The sequence below is a fragment of the Pedobacter sp. KH_004 genome (assembly GCF_057840755.1).
Genome location: NZ_CM174519.1, coordinates 4398639 through 4416284, shown reverse-complemented (window position 1 = coordinate 4416284; position 17646 = coordinate 4398639). Strand labels below are relative to the sequence as shown.

General features: G+C 36.4%; 16 protein-coding genes. 11 read left to right on the top strand and 5 right to left on the bottom strand.

Translation table 11 applies throughout. The features are described from left to right. Positions 1-157 precede the first annotated feature (157 nt). Both mnmG and AC3ITD_RS19040 read left to right on the top strand, forming a co-directional pair. Entirely contained in the window at positions 158-2020 is a 1863-nt protein-coding gene (mnmG, locus tag AC3ITD_RS19045) for a tRNA uridine-5-carboxymethylaminomethyl(34) synthesis enzyme MnmG (protein ID WP_489362138.1), read from the top strand. Between the two features lie 122 nt (positions 2021-2142). After that, on the top strand, positions 2143-3786 hold the full coding sequence (locus tag AC3ITD_RS19040) for an Ig-like domain-containing protein (protein WP_489362136.1): 1644 nt from the start codon (positions 2143-2145) through the stop codon (positions 3784-3786). Here AC3ITD_RS19040 and AC3ITD_RS19035 read toward each other — a convergent pair whose 3' ends face one another. Together AC3ITD_RS19035 and nadB are read right to left on the bottom strand one after the other, a co-directional pair. Next, complete coding sequence (locus tag AC3ITD_RS19035) at positions 3787-4302, bottom strand: gamma carbonic anhydrase family protein (RefSeq protein ID WP_265797200.1); 516 nt, start codon at positions 4300-4302, stop codon at positions 3787-3789. It abuts the gene before it with no gap. Positions 4303-4402: 100 nt separating this feature from the next. Further along, positions 4403-5989: an L-aspartate oxidase gene (nadB, locus tag AC3ITD_RS19030; protein WP_489362134.1), complete on the bottom strand. Its 1587-nt coding sequence runs from the start codon at positions 5987-5989 to the stop codon at positions 4403-4405. Between the two features lie 449 nt (positions 5990-6438). On the opposite strand from nadB, the gene nadA reads away from it, so the two are divergent. The 6 genes from nadA (at position 6439) to AC3ITD_RS19000 (ending at position 11723) form a co-directional block, all read left to right on the top strand. Next, on the top strand, positions 6439-7437 hold the full coding sequence (gene nadA, locus AC3ITD_RS19025) for a quinolinate synthase NadA (protein WP_489362132.1): 999 nt from the start codon (positions 6439-6441) through the stop codon (positions 7435-7437). An 80-nt stretch (positions 7438-7517) separates the two neighbouring features. After that, positions 7518-8756, top strand: coding sequence for a dicarboxylate/amino acid:cation symporter (locus tag AC3ITD_RS19020; RefSeq protein WP_265797197.1), 1239 nt, complete (start codon positions 7518-7520; stop codon positions 8754-8756). A 119-nt stretch (positions 8757-8875) separates the two neighbouring features. Beyond that, positions 8876-9916, top strand: coding sequence for a thiamine-phosphate kinase (thiL, locus tag AC3ITD_RS19015; RefSeq protein WP_265797196.1), 1041 nt, complete (start codon positions 8876-8878; stop codon positions 9914-9916). 99 nt (positions 9917-10015) lie between these two features. Next, positions 10016-10402, top strand: a complete 387-nt coding sequence (locus AC3ITD_RS19010; protein WP_489362129.1) for a DUF1016 N-terminal domain-containing protein — start codon at positions 10016-10018, stop codon at positions 10400-10402. Between the two features lie 147 nt (positions 10403-10549). Then, positions 10550-10837: a PDDEXK nuclease domain-containing protein gene (locus tag AC3ITD_RS19005; RefSeq protein ID WP_489362127.1), complete on the top strand. Its 288-nt coding sequence runs from the start codon at positions 10550-10552 to the stop codon at positions 10835-10837. Positions 10838-10982: 145 nt separating this feature from the next. Beyond that, positions 10983-11723, top strand: coding sequence for a trypsin-like serine protease (locus tag AC3ITD_RS19000; protein WP_265797192.1), 741 nt, complete (start codon positions 10983-10985; stop codon positions 11721-11723). 43 nt (positions 11724-11766) lie between these two features. On the opposite strand, the gene AC3ITD_RS18995 is transcribed toward AC3ITD_RS19000, so the two are convergent. Further along, positions 11767-13143 (bottom strand): DNA recombination protein RmuC, encoded by a 1377-nt coding sequence (locus AC3ITD_RS18995; protein WP_265797563.1) that lies wholly within the window; start codon positions 13141-13143, stop codon positions 11767-11769. A gap of 222 nt (positions 13144-13365) precedes the next feature. Here AC3ITD_RS18995 and purU point away from each other — a divergent pair, with 222 nt between their 5' ends. Both purU and AC3ITD_RS18985 read left to right on the top strand, forming a co-directional pair. Then, positions 13366-14205, top strand: a complete 840-nt coding sequence (purU, locus tag AC3ITD_RS18990; protein WP_265797191.1) for a formyltetrahydrofolate deformylase — start codon at positions 13366-13368, stop codon at positions 14203-14205. A 17-nt stretch (positions 14206-14222) separates the two neighbouring features. Beyond that, positions 14223-15062, top strand: coding sequence for a hypothetical protein (locus tag AC3ITD_RS18985; protein WP_489362124.1), 840 nt, complete (start codon positions 14223-14225; stop codon positions 15060-15062). On the opposite strand, the gene AC3ITD_RS18980 is transcribed toward AC3ITD_RS18985, so the two are convergent. Continuing rightward, on the bottom strand, positions 15059-16198 hold the full coding sequence (locus tag AC3ITD_RS18980; protein WP_489362122.1) for an NAD(P)/FAD-dependent oxidoreductase: 1140 nt from the start codon (positions 16196-16198) through the stop codon (positions 15059-15061). The genes AC3ITD_RS18985 and AC3ITD_RS18980 overlap by 4 nt on opposite strands. A gap of 85 nt (positions 16199-16283) precedes the next feature. Here AC3ITD_RS18980 and AC3ITD_RS18975 point away from each other — a divergent pair, with 85 nt between their 5' ends. Next, the gene (locus AC3ITD_RS18975; protein WP_056850603.1) at positions 16284-16979 is read left to right on the top strand and encodes a zinc metallopeptidase; all 696 of its coding nucleotides are present in this window, start codon (positions 16284-16286) and stop codon (positions 16977-16979) included. A 246-nt stretch (positions 16980-17225) separates the two neighbouring features. On the opposite strand, the gene apaG is transcribed toward AC3ITD_RS18975, so the two are convergent. After that, the gene (gene apaG, locus AC3ITD_RS18970) at positions 17226-17612 is read right to left on the bottom strand and encodes a Co2+/Mg2+ efflux protein ApaG (protein WP_056850602.1); all 387 of its coding nucleotides are present in this window, start codon (positions 17610-17612) and stop codon (positions 17226-17228) included. Positions 17613-17646: the final 34 nt, after the last annotated feature.

Genomic DNA, 17646 nt, shown 5'->3' with positions numbered 1-17646 from the left:
TAAGGAAATTAGTTGTTATTCCATTGATACGTTTCACGTGGAACATTTAACCCGCAACTAATACAAGTTTATTTACAAATCTTCAGAATGCTTTAATAGGTTAACATACCAAATAAATAACACAATTGTTCCACGTGGAACATAATAGAAAGAGAAAATGTTTTCAAAATACGATTTGATTGTTGTTGGTGCTGGACATGCAGGATGCGAAGCTGCTGCCGCTGCGGCCAACTTAGGCTCATCAGTTCTATTGATCACAATGAATATGGGTACCATAGCCCAGATGAGTTGTAACCCAGCAATGGGTGGTGTAGCGAAAGGACAGATTGTTCGCGAGGTAGATGCGATGGGTGGCTATTCAGGAATTATATCTGATAAAACAACCATTCAATTTAGAATGTTAAACAAGTCAAAAGGCCCTGCGATGTGGAGTCCGAGAGCACAAATTGACAGAATGCGCTTTGCTGAGGAATGGCGCTTAGCGTTAGAAAGAACTCCCAACGTCGATTTATGGCAAGACAGTGTTGTTGGTTTGTTAGTTAAAGATAATACAATCTATGGAGTAAAAACATCTTTGGGAATGGAGATCGAAAGTATAGCAGTAGTACTTACTAACGGGACTTTCTTAAATGGTGTGATGCATATCGGTGAAAAGAAATTTGGTGGAGGCAGAACAGCAGAAAGAGCATCAACTGGAATTACAGAACAATTAGTGGAACTCGGAATGGAAGCCGGTAGAATGAAAACAGGTACTCCTCCACGGGTGGATGGCCGAAGTTTAGACTATACCAAAATGGAAGAACAGTGGGGCGACGAAAATCCCGGTAAGTTTTCTTTCACAGATACTGAAGTTTCAACAGATCAACGTTGCTGCTGGATTACTTATACTAATGGGGATGTGCACGAAATGCTGAAAGAAGGATTCGAAAAATCGCCAATGTTTACTGGCAGAATTAAAGGTTTAGGCCCAAGGTACTGTCCTTCCATTGAAGACAAAATTAACCGTTTTGCAGAACGCGAGCGACACCAAATTTTTGTAGAGCCTGAAGGATGGAACACCTGCGAAATTTACGTAAATGGTTTTTCAACTTCTCTTCCAGAAGATGTACAGCAAAGAGCTCTTCGATTAATTCCAGGTTTTGAAAATGCAAAAATGTTCAGACCTGGCTATGCTATCGAATACGATTTCTTCCCTCCTACCCAATTATCACTTACCCTAGAAACTAAATTAATAAATAATTTATTCCTAGCTGGTCAAATTAATGGAACCACAGGGTATGAAGAAGCAGCTTGCCAGGGCTTCATGGCTGGTATCAATGCGCATCAAAAAATTAATGACAAGCATGAGCTGATTATGAAAAGATCAGACAGTTATATTGGGGTTTTAATTGATGATTTAGTAACCAAAGGAACTGACGAACCTTATCGAATGTTTACTTCTAGAGCGGAACATCGTTTATTGTTGAGACAAGATAATGCTGACATTCGCTTATCTCCTATCGGACATGAGTTAGGTCTTATATCTGATGAACGTTTAGAAAAAGTTAAACGTAAAGTCGAAGCAGCAGAAACCTTGGTCAAATTCACCAGAAGTCAGGGCATAGAAATGGCTGATGCTAATCCTATGTTAGAAGGCTTAGGTTCGAGTATCTTAAATCAAAATGTAAAAATTCATAGTTTAGCTGGGCGTCCACATGTGGGCTTACAAGATCTTATAAAAGTAAGTAAACCATTGGCTGAAGCCACCAAAGATTTAGATAATGAAACAATAGAACAAGCGGAAATCAAAATTAAATATGAGAGTTATTTTGAAAAAGAAAATGAGATAGTAGCCAAAATGTTGAAAATGGAAGATAAGGAAATCAAACCTGATTTCGACTACAATAAAATTGTTTCCATCTCAAAAGAAGCCCGTGAAAAGTTATTCAAAATAAAACCACGTACTTTAGGCCAGGCATCAAGAATTTCTGGTGTATCACCATCAGATATCTCTGTATTAATGGTCTACATTGGTAAGTAATTGATTATCAATAATTTAGTTAAAAAATATATCGACTTAAAATAAAGCGATATAAGAGCGTAAAAACTTTTTTTAATATCAGATTTCCAAAAACATCAAAAATTCGTCATAACGTTTAAAATATGCCAAATTTAAAAGCTCAGTATTTTAACAAAAAAATTTTAGCAGTTGTTATTATCTCGCTCCTATTTATGGGTTGTGCAAGTATGCAAACCCCACAGGGAGGACCGAAAGACTCAACTCCACCTAAAATTTTAACTATGACGCCGAAAAATCAAACCCGTAATTTTAACGCAAAAAAAATTACAATTGAGTTTGATGAATATTTTAAGCTTGTGGATGAATCGAAAGAATTTAGTATTTCACCAGAGCAGGAACGAGCGCCTATTTTAAAAATTCGTTCCAAGCGGCTGGAAATTGAACTTCAGGATACATTAGAGAAAAATACTACATACACCCTAAATTTTGGAAAGGCAGTTGCCGATATCAATGAGAGTAATGTGGTAAAAAATTTATCTTATGTGTTTTCTACGGGAAATGAAATTGATTCCTTATCCGTGAGTGGAAATGTCAAAAGCGCGCTAAACGATGAATTTGAGAAAGACGTTACTGTTTTCATCTTACCATTAGCACGTGACACCCTGTTTGGAAAGAAAAGGCCATCAATATATACCTTGACTGATAGTTCCGGAAATTATAAGCTTAACAATCTAAGAGCTGGTCAGTATAAAATTTATGCACTGAAAGAAGGCAGTGGTGGTGGAGATAAAATATATCAACAGGTATCTGATGAAGTTGGCTTTTTGAAAGATCCAATCACGATTGATAAGAACCTGGATAATATAAATCTGCAGGTGTTCAAAGAGCTGGCGACAGATTTTCGTGTTACAGATCGTAAACTTTCTAACGATGGCATCATCACCATTACAACAAACAAACAACTTAAAGAACCGAAAATCACCGTTACGGATCCTCCGAAAGTAGATGTAGGTAAATTTGTTCACTTTAATAAAACTAATGATACCGCCAAAGTATGGCTTACTGACCTGGGCTTCGACTCTGTTAAAGTAGCCATTCAGGATGAAGGCAAGGTTTTACAAACACTTAATTTTAGCAAAGGAAAAAAGGATAATTACGTTCGCGATGTAAACATTAATGATAACGCAAGTGGTGGTAAACTTAATCCCTACCAAACTTACACCTTAACTTTTCCTTTCCCAATAACAGCAGCAGATGCTTCTAAGATTACTTTATTAGAAGATTCTGTTAAAAGAACAACTTTTCAACTGATAAAAGATAGTACCGATTTCTTGAAATACTACATCAGATATCCCTGGAAACAAAAACGAACCTATGATATAAAATATGCTGCAGGAGCTTTCACAGCGATTTTTAATGCAAAAAATAAGGAAATCAATAAAACCTTTAAGCTAGATCCAACAGATAATTATACCACATTAATATATAATGTAACTGTACCAGATTCAAGTAAAAACTATATCGTTCAATTTTTGACAGAGAAAAAGGATCTGATCAAATCATTTCCGATAAAAGGAAATACGAAGCTTCGTTTCGCAAATTATCCCGCCGGAAAATACATGATTCGAGTGATTTATGACGAAAATAGAAACGCAATCTGGGATACTGGAGATGTAAAAGGAGGTACTCAACCAGAGAAAGTGTGGTACCTTAAAGCACTTCTGGATCTTAAACCGAATTGGGAAAGAGAAGATCCCTTAGCTATCCCAGCCCCACCGAAAGATTAATTATAGATTTGTAAACCAGCTGGAATACATGATATAATTATCTGGTAACTTATTTAATAAAGCCCTTTGCTCATCAGTAATGGGCTTTATTTTTTTTGCTGGGGTGCCAGCGTACAAATAACCTGTTTCACAGACCGTATTCTCCAACACCACTGATCCAGCAGCGATGATACAATACTCTTCAATAATGGCATGATCCATTACAATTGCACCCATACCTACCAAAACATGATCTTGAACTGTACAACCATGAACGATTGCATTGTGACCAACAGATACGCGATTTCCAATGTGTGTAGAAGCTTTTAAGTACGTAGCATGAATTACAGCGCCATCTTGTATATTGGATTCATTTCCAATCGTAATAGCGTTTACATCGCCTCTAATCACCGCATTAAACCAAACCGAACAATTGTTCCCTATGGTGACATCGCCCACAATTGTAGCGTTTTCAGCGATGAAATTATCTTTTCCTATTTCAGGATATTTATCTTTTACTGGAAGTATTAATGGCATGTTTCTATATTGGTAACCCGCAATTTACTTCGGGTCTTTTAAATCATCATTTATGTTCGCTTTTGGTGCTGAAGTCGATTAGCAAGTAGGCAGTATCAGTTTAAAACACAGTATCAATTAATTCTTTAGCGTGCTCAGGGTAATCAGTTGTAAAATGCAAACCTCTGCTTTCTTTACGCTTCATGGCTGATTTTATGACTAAATAAGCTGTCTGAATTACATTCCTCAGTTCGCAAAGCTTCACCGAAACCTTGTTCTTTTTATAGAACTCTTCGGTTTCCTGATAAATTAAAAACAGTCTCCGGTGTGCCCTTTCTAAACGAAAATCAGAACGAACTATACCAACATAATCACCCATCACTTTCTGCAACTCTCTTAAATTGTGGGTCACTAGAACGTCTTCATTGCTTTGTGTAACCCCTTGAGAATCCCATTCTGGAATATTTTCAGGAATTACATTATTTTTGAAGTTTTCAACGGCATCCTGATAAATTCGATGTGCAAAAACAGTTGCCTCCAGTAACGAGTTAGAAGCCAACCGGTTAGCACCATGCAAACCAGTGGAAGAAACCTCACCACAGGCATAAAGGTTATTGATAGAAGATCTTCCGTATTCATCAACTAAAATTCCTCCGCACATATAATGAGATGCCGGCGTGACTGGTATATAATCCTTTGTCATATCAATACCAATAGATAAACACTTGGCATATATATTGGGAAAGTGTTTTAAAATATCGGCCTTCTTACGCATCGTGATGTCTAGATAAACAAATTCATCACCAGATTTTTTCATTTCATTATCAACTGCCCTAGCAACAATATCACGAGGTGCTAATGATTTACGCTCATCATATTCATGCATAAATTCTTCACCATTTTTACGGCGGAGAACACCTCCAAAACCACGAACGGCTTCAGAAATTAGGAAGGAAGGATACTCACCGGGATGGTACAAAGCAGTTGGGTGGAACTGAATAAACTCCATATTCCTTACTTTTCCCTTTGCTCGGTAAACCATCGCCATACCATCACCTGTGGCAATTACAGGGTTTGTTGTGGCAGAATAGACATGCCCGGCACCGCCCGAAGCCATAACCGTCACGTTTGCAACAATCTTTTCCACATCGTTAAGCTCTGTGTTAAAGGCATATATCCCATAACAGTTAATATCTTCAGTACGTTTATCAACAAACTCACCCAGGTGATGCTGAGTGATTAACTCTAGTGCAAAGTAATGTGTTAATATCTCTATGTTCGGATTCTCATGAATTTCTTTTAGGAGTACCCGTTCAATTTCATATCCGGTGATGTCTTTATAGTGTAGAACACGGTGTTCGGAGTGGCCCCCTTCTTTGGCCAAATCATAGAAACCTGAGTTATCCTTATCGAAATTTATACCATAGTCAATAATCTCCTGAATACGTTGAGGTCCCTCTTTTACAACGATTTCCACAATTTTTTCATCGCATAAACCGTCGCCGGCAATCAAGGTATCGTGTATATGTTTATCGAAAGAATCATCTTTATCAACAACAACTGCGACACCACCTTGCGCATATTTTGTATTTGATTCATCTTCATTTGATTTGGTAACAATTAAAACCTTACCAAATCTGGCCGCCTTAAGTGCAAAACTTAAACCCGCTATCCCTGAACCAATTACCAGAAAATCTACTTTTCTCATCTAAAAAACATTTACTTTATCAACGTTGTTGATAACTATAGAACAACTGTTAGCTTTATGTAGAAATAAGACTAACAAATAAATTTGAATGTTTAAAGCTACTCTAAAAAGACAATTTGCCACAATCTTTTACTCAATTTTTAAGCACCTTTGTACAAGTAATTAACTTTTCACACACTTATAAACAATTAACATTCCACTATGGAGAAAAATTAACCGGTTTTTCGATAGTGCTGAAAATCAATCTCATCATATTACAAAAATGTAATCTAAATGTTAGTAAACGATTAACAACTTACATTGAAGAACGTTTTTAATAAACTTACCAACGTTACCAACACACTAATAAACAAACAAGATTTATTTATTTAAAATAACTTATTAATTATTGAGACGTGGAAAGCTTTATCTTTGACCAACGTCAAAATTCAAAAAAGGAAAATTTAAAAATGAACATAGATGTCTTAGAAGAAATAAACAAAAAAGGTTACGTAGAAGAAGAAATTGACCCTACGCTCGACCTATTTATTGAAATCGAAAAACTGAAGAAGGAAAAGAATGCTATTATACTAGCGCACTATTACCAAGAACCTGATATACAAGATATTGCAGATTATATTGGTGATAGTTTAGGCTTATCTCAGGAAGCAGCAAAAACAGATGCTGAGGTAATTGTTTTTGCAGGAGTACACTTTATGGCCGAAACTGCCAAAATTCTATCTCCCACAAAAAAAGTTCTATTACCAGATGTAAAAGCAGGCTGTTCTTTGGCTGATAGCTGTCCACCACATTTGTTTAGAAAATTTAAGGAAAAATATCCTGATCATTTGGTCATCACTTATGTGAATTGCACAGCTGAATTAAAAGCCTTGAGCGATATTGTTTGTACCTCTACAAACGCTGTTCAAATTGTAGAAAGTTTACCGAAAGATCAAAAAATAATTTTTGGTCCCGATAGGAATTTAGGTGCTTGGGTTGCCAAAAAGACCGGTAGAGATTTGGTGCTTTGGAATGGCGCCTGTATGGTACATGAGATTTTTTCGAAAGAAAAAATTACGAAGCTTAAAGAACGCCATCCTAACGCAAAGTTTATCGCACATCCGGAATGCGAAGAAGCCGTTTTACAAATGGCCGATTATATTGGTTCTACCACTGGGCTTTTGAAGTATGCCATATCCAATCCAGCAACAGAATTTATCGTAGCTACAGAAAGTGGAATTATCCACCAAATGGAAAAAGCTTGTCCTGATAAAACATTTATTCCAGCGCCACCAAATAACAGTTGCGCTTGCAATGATTGTCCTTACATGAAGAGAAATACTTTAGAAAAACTATATTTATGTCTTAAAAATAGTTCGCCAGAAGTAACTGTACCAGGGCATATAATTGAGCAGGCACGTAAACCTATTCAAAGAATGTTAGATATTTCGGCAGAGCTGGGGCTCTAAAAAAATCGTCATTACCAGGTACGAAGCATTCTATTTAGTGAGATTGATTCGTACCTCGCAATGACAGATAAATGATAAGAATGAAAACAACTAATATCTTAAAGAATTACTCAGGCTTGCTTTGGCTACTCGCAGGGATTACTGCTGGAAGCATCATTGGGCTAATTTTTGGAAAAAAGGTTGAAAGTATAAAACCCCTGGGTGATATATTTTTGAATTTGTTATTTACTGCCGTTATTCCATTGGTATTTTTTGCAGTCTCTTCGGCCATTGCAAACATAGATCGAACAAAAAAGTTGGGAAAACTACTAACCATTATGGTATTGGTTTTTTTATCAACTATTCTTATTGCAGCAATTCTAACTCTGGCCGCCACATGGGTTTTTCCTATTCACCAGGCGTTGGGAAATAACCCAATTCCAACTGAACCCGAAAAAATTCAATCGTTCGGAGAGCAAATGACACAGCTCTTAACCGTTGGAGAATTTTACGAGATTGGCAGTAGAAAAAATATGCTGGCGCTGATTATTTTTTCCGTTTTAGTAGGATTTTCTACCCTATACTCGGGAAAAGAAGGTGATGGATTTAAAAACTTTTTGGTGTCGGGTAATGAAGTGATGAAAAAACTCATCATCTTAATTATGAAACTTGGGCCGATCGGTTTGGGTGCCTATTTTGCTTATCAGGTTGGTGTGTTCGGACCACAGCTTTTTGGTACTTATGCCAAAGCATTGGGATTATACTATGGAGTTGGGGCATTCTATTTCATTGTATTTTTTACGTTATATGCCTTTATTGCGGGTGGTTTTAAAGCAATAAAAGTATTCTGGAAAAATAACATTGTACCGTCCTTAACTTCTATTGGAACCTGTAGCAGCATTGCAACAATCCCGGCGAATTTAGAAGGAACAAGTAAAATGGGTGTTCCGGCTTACATCACAAATGTGACTATTCCATTGGGTTCAACGTTACACAAGGATGGCTCTAGCATTAGTTCTATAATTAAAATCGCAGTAGTATTTGCTATTTTTGGAAAGGATTTGGTTCATGTAGATACCATCATTTTGGCATTGGGCATCACCGTTTTAGTGAGTATTGTAGAAGGTGGAATTCCCAATGGGGGTTATATTGGAGAGTTATTAATGATTTCAGCTTATCAACTGCCACCAGAAGCTTTACCTCCAGCGATGATTATAGGAACTTTGGTAGATCCAATGGCGACACTTCTAAATGCGACTGGAGATAATGTTGCCGCGATGCTGATTGCCAGGTTTACAGAAGGAAAGAATTGGATGGAAAGCAAGGGTTTCTCATCATGACGCAGGGATGATATCTACAAACGATGAAAGCTTTTGCTTTTAACCAGCTGATCTTTGATTTCTCTGAATGACAGTTAATTTTAAAAAAAAATGGGGGGCAAAGCCCCTTGCTACAACATATGTTTGAAAATAAAGAGCGTACAGATATTAATGAATTAGGAGAGTTTGGTTTAATCAAGCACTTAACAACTAATTTTAAAATTAGAAACGATTACTCAGTTAAAGGTGTGGGTGATGATGCTGCTGTTTTGGATGCGAAAGGCAAACAAATCTTGGTTTCTACCGATTTGCTTTTGGAGGGAATTCATTTCGATTTGGCTTATGTGCCTTTGATGCATCTGGGTTACAAAGCCGTTCAGGTTAATTTGAGTGATATTTATGCCATGAACGGTAAGGCAAGTCAGATCACCGTTTCATTAGGATTATCGAGCAAATTTCCTCTGGAGGCTGTAGAAGAAATTTATAAAGGAATTGAATTGGCTTGCAACAAGTTTAATATCGATTTGATCGGTGGTGATACTTCATCCAGTAAGCAAGGGTTGGTGATTAGCATTACGAGTATAGGTTACGCTGATGCAGATAAAGTTACCTACAGAAATGGCGCTCAGGAAAATGATTTACTCTGTGTTTCAGGCGATTTGGGCGGCGCTTATGTTGGTCTTCAGATTTTAGAGAGAGAGAAGCTGATTTATTTGGAGAATCCACAAATTCAACCGGATTTGGAAGGAAAGGATTATATCATCGAACGACAGTTGAAACCTGAAGCTCGAATGGATATTGTGGCGCTTTTGGAAGATATGGATATTAAACCCACATCAATGATCGATGTTTCTGACGGCCTGGCTTCTGAAATTCTTCATCTTGCTGAACAATCTGATAAGGGAATTACCATTTATGAGGAGAAAATTCCATTAGATCCAATGACTTATGAAACAGCTCGTGAATTAGGTATTGATCCAACCGTTTGCGCTTTAAGTGGTGGTGAAGATTATGAGTTATTGTTTACAATCAGCCAGGAAGATTATAAGAAACTAAAACACGACGTAGATATTACTGTTATTGGTCACGTTACTGACAAAAATTCTGGATGTAAAATGGTTTCAAAATCCAATAATGTTCATGAATTGAAAGCACAAGGCTGGAATGCTTTTAATAAATAAATGCTATGAATAGCAATTATCCCACCAAAATTTTATTGAGCGTATTGCAGATTTGCTAGATAAAGCTCGCAATAAAATTGTTAATACAGTTACCAAACAATGGTTTTAACGTATTATGAAATGGGTAGGATGATTGTTGAGAAGGAACAAAACGGGAAAGATAGGGCAGATTATGGAAAAAAGTTATTAGTGATTCTTTCAAATAAACTCACTCAGGATTTTGGTAAAGGTTTTTCTGAAACCACTATTAAACAAATGAAGAGTTTTTATATCAAGTATGCAAAAGGTCAGACAGTGTCTGACAAATTCAAATTAAGCTGGTCTCACTATCTAAAACTCATGAGAATTGATGATGAAAAGGAAAGAAATTTTTATGAAATAGAATCATCTAAAAATAATTGGAGTTTAAGAGAACTACAAAGACAGTATGATACAGCCCTATATACCCGCTTATCGTTAAGTAGAAATCAAGATGAAATATTTTGAATTATCAACGAAAGGGTAAATATTAGAAAAGCCAAAAGATGCCATTAAAGATCCATACATTTTAGAGTTTATAGGTTTGCCAGATGAAAAAAGCTATTCTAAAATGAATTAGAACAAAAGCTAACTGATAAACTGGAGCACTTTCTTTTGGAGCTTGGAACCGGCTTTACGTTTGTTGCCAGGCAGAATAGAATATCTTTTGAAGAGAAGCACTTTAAAATAGATTTGGTTTTTTATAATCGAATTTTGAAATGTTTTGTACTCATCGATTTAAAAATTGGGGAGTTAAAACATCAGGATATTGGACAAATGCAGATGTATGTAAATTATTATGATAGAGAAGTTAAACTATCTGATGAAAATAAAACTATTGGAATAATACTTTGTCAGGATAAGAGCGAGGCCGTTGTACAATTTTACATTGCCAGAAAATAATGAACAAATTTTTGCAAGTAAATACTCTACAGTTTTACCGAGTAAAGAGAAATTAAAACAACTTATTGAAGAGTAAATGGTTTCAAAACCCAATAATATTCATGAGTTGAAAGCATAATGTTGGAACGCTTTAATAAGTAAAATAATGAAATCAATCATCCTAACTGTAGCAATATTTATAATTGTTTCAAGCTGCTATGGACAGGAAGCAACTTCATCAAAAAAGTTCGAAGATATTGCTTTGGTCAATAAAATAGATTTCTTCGATAGTAAATTCAATCAAACGAAATTCGGTTGCGGATTTTTACTCAAATTCAATCAAGATACCTTTGCAGTTACAGCAAAACATTTAATCAAATTCATAAAGTCTGATGAAATGAAAGGCATCTCATTCGATAATGGCATCAAAAACTGGATGCTATTTAATTTAAACAAACCATCAGCAAATGTTGTGGTTGATAAATTGTTGAATGAAAACAAGAACGAATCAATAGCTGAAAAGGCATCTTATGAAGATGATTGGTTAGTCTTTTCAATCAAGCAAAACCAGACTAGAGTTAAAGTGCTTGAAATTAGAGATACACCACTTAATGAGGGAGAAAAACTTTACGTGGTGGGTTGGACTAGAAAAATGGAAAGCGGTTTGCAGCGAGTTTACGAATTCGAATATTTTAAAACAGTTGGCAAACGAATTTTATTAAAAGACGTTATTGTTCCAGAACTATTTGGGGGTTTAAGTGGGGCACCTGTAATTGATGAAAATGCAAAGGTTGTTGGGATTGTATCTGGTAGAACCGCTGACCCGGATTCTAAAAAGACTTATTTTTCCCCGAGTTCTGTCAATGGATTAAAGTCGTTTTTAGATAAATTGGAGATTAATAAATAATTGGAATATTATCCTATCGGCTAGTATCACACCACCGATAAACCTACTCTCCGTCCAAATACTTCTTATCAATCTGTTTGTTATTTTTCACCTTGGCACCTAATTTTTTAAGGTTTTCAATTTTAGAAATCATATTTCCCGAACCCTCTTTTAGTTTATTGAAAGCGCCATCATAAGCCTTTTGTGTCGATCCGATATGCCTTCCGATATCTTCCATATCCTTAAGAAAGCCAACAAATTTTTCATAAAGAAAGCCTGCTTGCTCAGCGATTTCAAACACATTTCTATTTTGCCTTTCCTGTTTCCACATGCTGGCAATGGTGCGCAAAGTGGCCAATAAAGTTGATGGACTTACGATAACCACTCGCCTATCCCAGGCAAAGTTAAACAGCTCTGCATCTTTTTGGACAGCAATACTAAATGATGATTCTATCGGCACAAACAATAAAACGAAGTCTGGAGAATTGATTTTATATAAATCCTGATAGTTTTTTGCAGATAATTCTTGAATATGATTTTTTATGGAGGCCAGATGAGCTTTTACATAGCCCTCACGTTCTTCTTCTGTTTCTGCTGACACGGAGCGCTCATAAGCTACTAAACTTACCTTAGCGTCGACCACAAGATGTTTATCGTCTGGTAAATCAATTACCACATCTGGCTGAAATCGACCGCCTTCGGCGGATACTAGCGAGGCCTGAATGCGATATTCCTGATCTCGAACCAAACCAGAACGCTCTAAAACTTTTTCTAAAATAACTTCTCCCCAATTTCCTTGTTTTTTACTGTCGCCTTTTAGCGCTTTTGTAAGGTTGTTAGCATCTTCCTGAATCATTTTACTTTGGATCTGTAATTCAGAAATTACCCCTTTCAAAATATTCCGTTCATCAGATTCTGCCTTGTAAACCTTTTCTACTTTATCCTCAAAAGCCTTGATATTCTCTTTTAACGGATTTAAAATCAAATCGAGGTTTGTTCTGTTCTGTTCTACAAACCGAGTAGATTTTTCCTCCAAAATTTTATTTGCAATCAATTCAAAATCTTTATTTAATTTTTCCTGAGATTGTTCGTAGCTTAATTTCTGTTCGGCTAATTTTTCTTTTTCTGCAAGATAAAACGAGCGTGTACTTTCCAATTCACGATTGGCATCAGCCAGGCGATCGCGTTCAGCCTGAAGCTCGTCTATTAAACGTTGTTGCTCTTGTTGCAGCAATATCGTGATGTGCTCTTTTTCCGTAGATAAGTTAGCAACCCTTTCCTCAACTCTTGCCAGTGCAATTTTTAGTGAATCGTTTTCCCCTTTGGTTTTCTCAAAATCTTCTATCGAAATTAGTGCAACAGATTGTTGCGGTTTTTTAAAGAAAAGTAATACCAAAACCAGTAAAATAATAACGAGAAGGCCAATTGCAGCGTATTCCATCATGATAAAAATTTTAGTAAAAATCGGCATTAAAAAGAGATTTACCAAAATAGTTTGCTTTTTGTACCTGCTAAATTTTTGGCCAGACAGTGTAGAAAGAATTAGTAAACTATCTAATCTGTGAATCTGCGGTTCACCTTTTTATTAAAGATAGCTGCAATTGCAATTTATTCTACCCATCTGCAAATCAAATTTCTTATCATTGAACTTTATATACATTCAATGAACGAATTAACAATTCTCATCTCCTGCCCCGATCAAGTTGGTTTAGTTACCAATATTACTCGTGTTTTAGCCAGTCAACAGCTCAATATTGTTGCGATGAGGGAATTTGTGGATGAAGGCAATAAAGCTTTTTTTACCCGAATAGCATGTACCGGAAACATCGATAACAAGAATCAACTGGAGCAAAAACTATTGGAAACGTTGCCCAACGATGCCGAAGTAAATGTGATTGCTCAGCAAGAAAAGCAGATTGCTGTTTTGGTGACAAAGGAATACCATTGTCTGGCCGAAATCCTGATCAAAAATCAGTTTAAAACACTGGGAGCTAATGTTAAATGTGTCATTGGCAACTATGAATCGCTTCGCGATTTTAGTGAAAAACTAGGTATTCCATATTTCTTTGTTGATCATGTTGGAAAGGAGAAGGCACAATTTGAAGCAGAAATAAAAGAGGTTTTAAATCGGTTTGATTTAGATTATCTGGTTTTAGCCAAATTTATGCGAATTCTTTCTGCCGATTTTGTTAAGGACTATGCCGGCAGAGTGATTAACATACATCATTCATTTTTACCCGCTTTTATTGGTGCGAATCCCTATCGGCAAGCCTTTGAGCGAGGCGTGAAAATTATTGGTGCAACCGCTCATTTCGTAACTGATAACCTTGACGAAGGACCAATTATTACGCAGCACACTACCCATATCGACCATAACTTTGGTGTAAAAGAAATAGTACGGGCCGGAAAAGAAATAGAGAAAAAGGTGCTATTGGAATCCCTTGAGTTGATTTTTGAAGATCGTGTTTTTGTAAGTGGCAATAAAACTGTTATCTTTAAATAGCACACGAAATTCCTATTATGAAACTATTATTTTGCCTCCTTATGCTCTGTTCATTTGGAGCGAAGGCTCAAACTGATCTCAAATTCGATAAGTTTTTGGTTGATTGTGAAGACAAATGGATCGCTATCCAAATTGACTCTTTGCAATATTATTACGGTTATGTTTATATGGATAATTCAGCTGGATTAACATTCAATCTGGATGGTGCATTTTCCATTAATTCTGCATCAAATTACATAAAAATAAATGTTGATAAGCTTAAGGTTAGGATAGCACCAAACAAGGTGATGGCAGCAGAAATCCCAAAAGATAGATATAAAGAATTGGCAATTACACCGGTACCGGATTGGTTGAAGTTTTATAGAACCGATGATCAAAATATAGATCGCTTATTTAGGTGGGGACATACATACAACAAGTGGGGCAATGCAGAAAAAGCTTTGAAATTTTTAAAAATGGTAAAAAGCAAAGATAAAAAGTACCCAGGTTTAGATAGAGAATTCTACTATGCTTATAATGGCAAAAAACGTGAACTCCTGGCTAGTTTTTATCTAGGCGAAGCCCTTGCAGATGTATCTGAAGCCAGACAAACCAATTGTGAATTATATAAATCTTTGGTATTTAAACAAACCAATGCAAACGAATTAAAACAGGCTGAAGAAATGTATTACTATGCGATAAAGGAATGTACAGATGAAACGGCGAAGGCGGATATGGCCTATAATATTGCTTTTAAATATTATAAACTTTTAAATAAGGAAAAGCTCCAGCAGTGGAAAAATGAAGTTTTTAGATGGATTGTTCCGAATGACAGTTATACGGAAAGAGTAGAAAAAATGACTAGCTCCTTAAATTAAGTCCCAGATTGAAGCAGCAATTCTGCGACATCTTCTCCGGTTTGCGATCCGATGGCGATGCCCATCCCATTACACCTTGTTGCATAGAAAATATTTTCGGTTTCCTGTTTAATTAACGGTTCAAGCTGTTCGCCAAAAGCCATTATCCCGCTCCACCTTAAATCGATTTCAAAATGTTGATGGGGTAAAATAACGGTTTTTAGCAATTCTTCCAAAGCGTTTTGAACAACCTTCGTTTCGCCAAATGCCGAGGTTTCTTCCCTCTTGAAGTCTATATTTCTTCCACCACCCAGCAAAACACGATCGCCAATATTTCTGAAATAATAGTATCCTTTATCATAATGAAAAGTTCCATTTATTTTAAGGCCTGCAATAGGTTTAGTTAATAAAACCTGTCCGCGTCCGGGTAACAAATTAACTGTTGGTATTAATGATCTGATAAATGCATTAGTGGCAACAATCAGCTTTTTACAACGGAAACTACCATGAGGTGTAATAAGAACATTACCATTGCTTTCTTGTTGAACAGCATTTACACTGCAGTTATTAAAAATCATAATACCCAAAGCCTGTGCATATTTTATTAAGCCAACCATCATCTTGCCGGTATCAATTTGCGCTTCATATTGGTTTGATATGAGGTTACTTATTCCTTCAAGGCCAAATACATCGATTTTATTATTACTTAGCGAAAATGCGTTCTTTCCTACAATGTCGCCTATCAAAATGTTAAAATGTTCAATTTTTGATACACAGCTATTGACCAACTCATAGTCAGTGCTTTTAAATAATTCGAAGCCGCCCAAGGGCCTGTAATCAATTACATTATCGCCCAATAACGAACGCATTTTCAGTAATCCCTTCCAGCGTTTTTCTATAATATGTTGAAGGCCTTCTGTGGTACTTGTTTTTTCTTGTTCAATCAGTTCGGAAACGCTTCCAAAACATGCAAAACCAGCATTTTTAGTACTGGCACCCGAAGGTAAAAATCCCCGGTCTAAAACGGCAATATTCAAATCTGGAGATGATTTTTTTAGGTGAATGGCTGCATTTAAGCCAACGATTCCGCTACCAATTATAATCGCATCATAGTTAAAAAAGCTGCTTTGCTCCCAATAAGAAAAGTTATCTGCCATACCATAAATGTACTATAAAATGTATTACAAATATTATGGGAACGCTTTTTGATATACTGCAAATTGAAAAACATACAGAAAAGAAATGGGAGTTTATTTAGTAATAATCATCCCGGTATTATTGCTGAGCATGTTTGTACAGTGGCGTTTCAGAAACAAGTTTTCTCGATATGCAGAAATGCAACTCAGCTCAGGTTTATCGGGCAAAGAGGTAGCAGAAAGAATGCTACATGATAACGGAATATACGATGTGAAAGTGATGAGCACAGAAGGACAATTAACAGATCATTACAATCCAACAGATAGAACCGTAAATTTAAGTACAGATGTATATTACAGTAGAAGTGTAGCGGCAGCGGCAGTTGCTGCGCATGAATGTGGGCATGCGGTACAACATGCAAAGTCGTACTCATGGCTTAATCTTCGAAGCACAATGGTGCCTGTAGTGAGCATTTCGTCAAATCTGTTGCAATGGGTTTTGCTTATTGGAGTGATGTTATTGGTATTTGCCGTAACGCCAATTGTTTTGGCTATCGGTGTAGTCGGTCTAGCTTTGGTTACCATCTTTAGCATCATCACTTTACCAGTAGAATTTGATGCCAGCAACAGAGCCTTGGCCTGGTTAAAAAATAACCCGGGCGTAATGCAAACTCAAGAAGAAAATAGCCAGGCTAAAGATGCACTTTGGTGGGCTGCAATGACCTATGTAGTAGCTGCGGTTGGTGCATTGGCAAACTTGCTTTACTACGCATCGATGCTATTTGGAAGAGGCAGAGATTAAAATACTTACCTACGAAGAACAATAAGAAAGCGGTTCAGGATTTTCCTGACCGCTTTTTTTTAAAATGATTGTGAGGATTCACATCGAAAATTAATCTCCCGCAGATTAAAACAGCTAAGAATCGAAGATATTTTTATGGAGATTATGTATCAATCAAAAAATAAAATCATCCTAAATCTGCGATATTTATTTGCGTGATCAGCGGGGAAAATGATTACCTTCTTGACACCCTAAAAAATTAATCGATTAATTCAATTTATATGGTGCCACCAATTGAAACTGCGGAATATCAACCTCAAATTCAGCTTCATCCATTAGCCGTTTCATTAAATAGGCACCTCTCATACTGCCCATGTCAGTTTTAAGATTACAGCCAGAAACATACACATGTGTTTCACCAGGTTGGATAATGGGTTGTAAACCTACAACACCTTCGCCTTCAACTTCTCTGCGGCTACTGTTAGAATCAAAAATAAACCATTGACGGCGCATCAACTGCACAGCATAATCAGAAAGATTAGAAATCTCTACGCGATAAGCAAACATAAAATGCTCATTAACCGGATTTGAATATTCTGGTTGGTAAACAGTTTCAACTGAAACTTTAACCCCATCTGTAATTGCAGTAACCATGATCGTGACGAATGTATAAAAATCAATTCAAAAA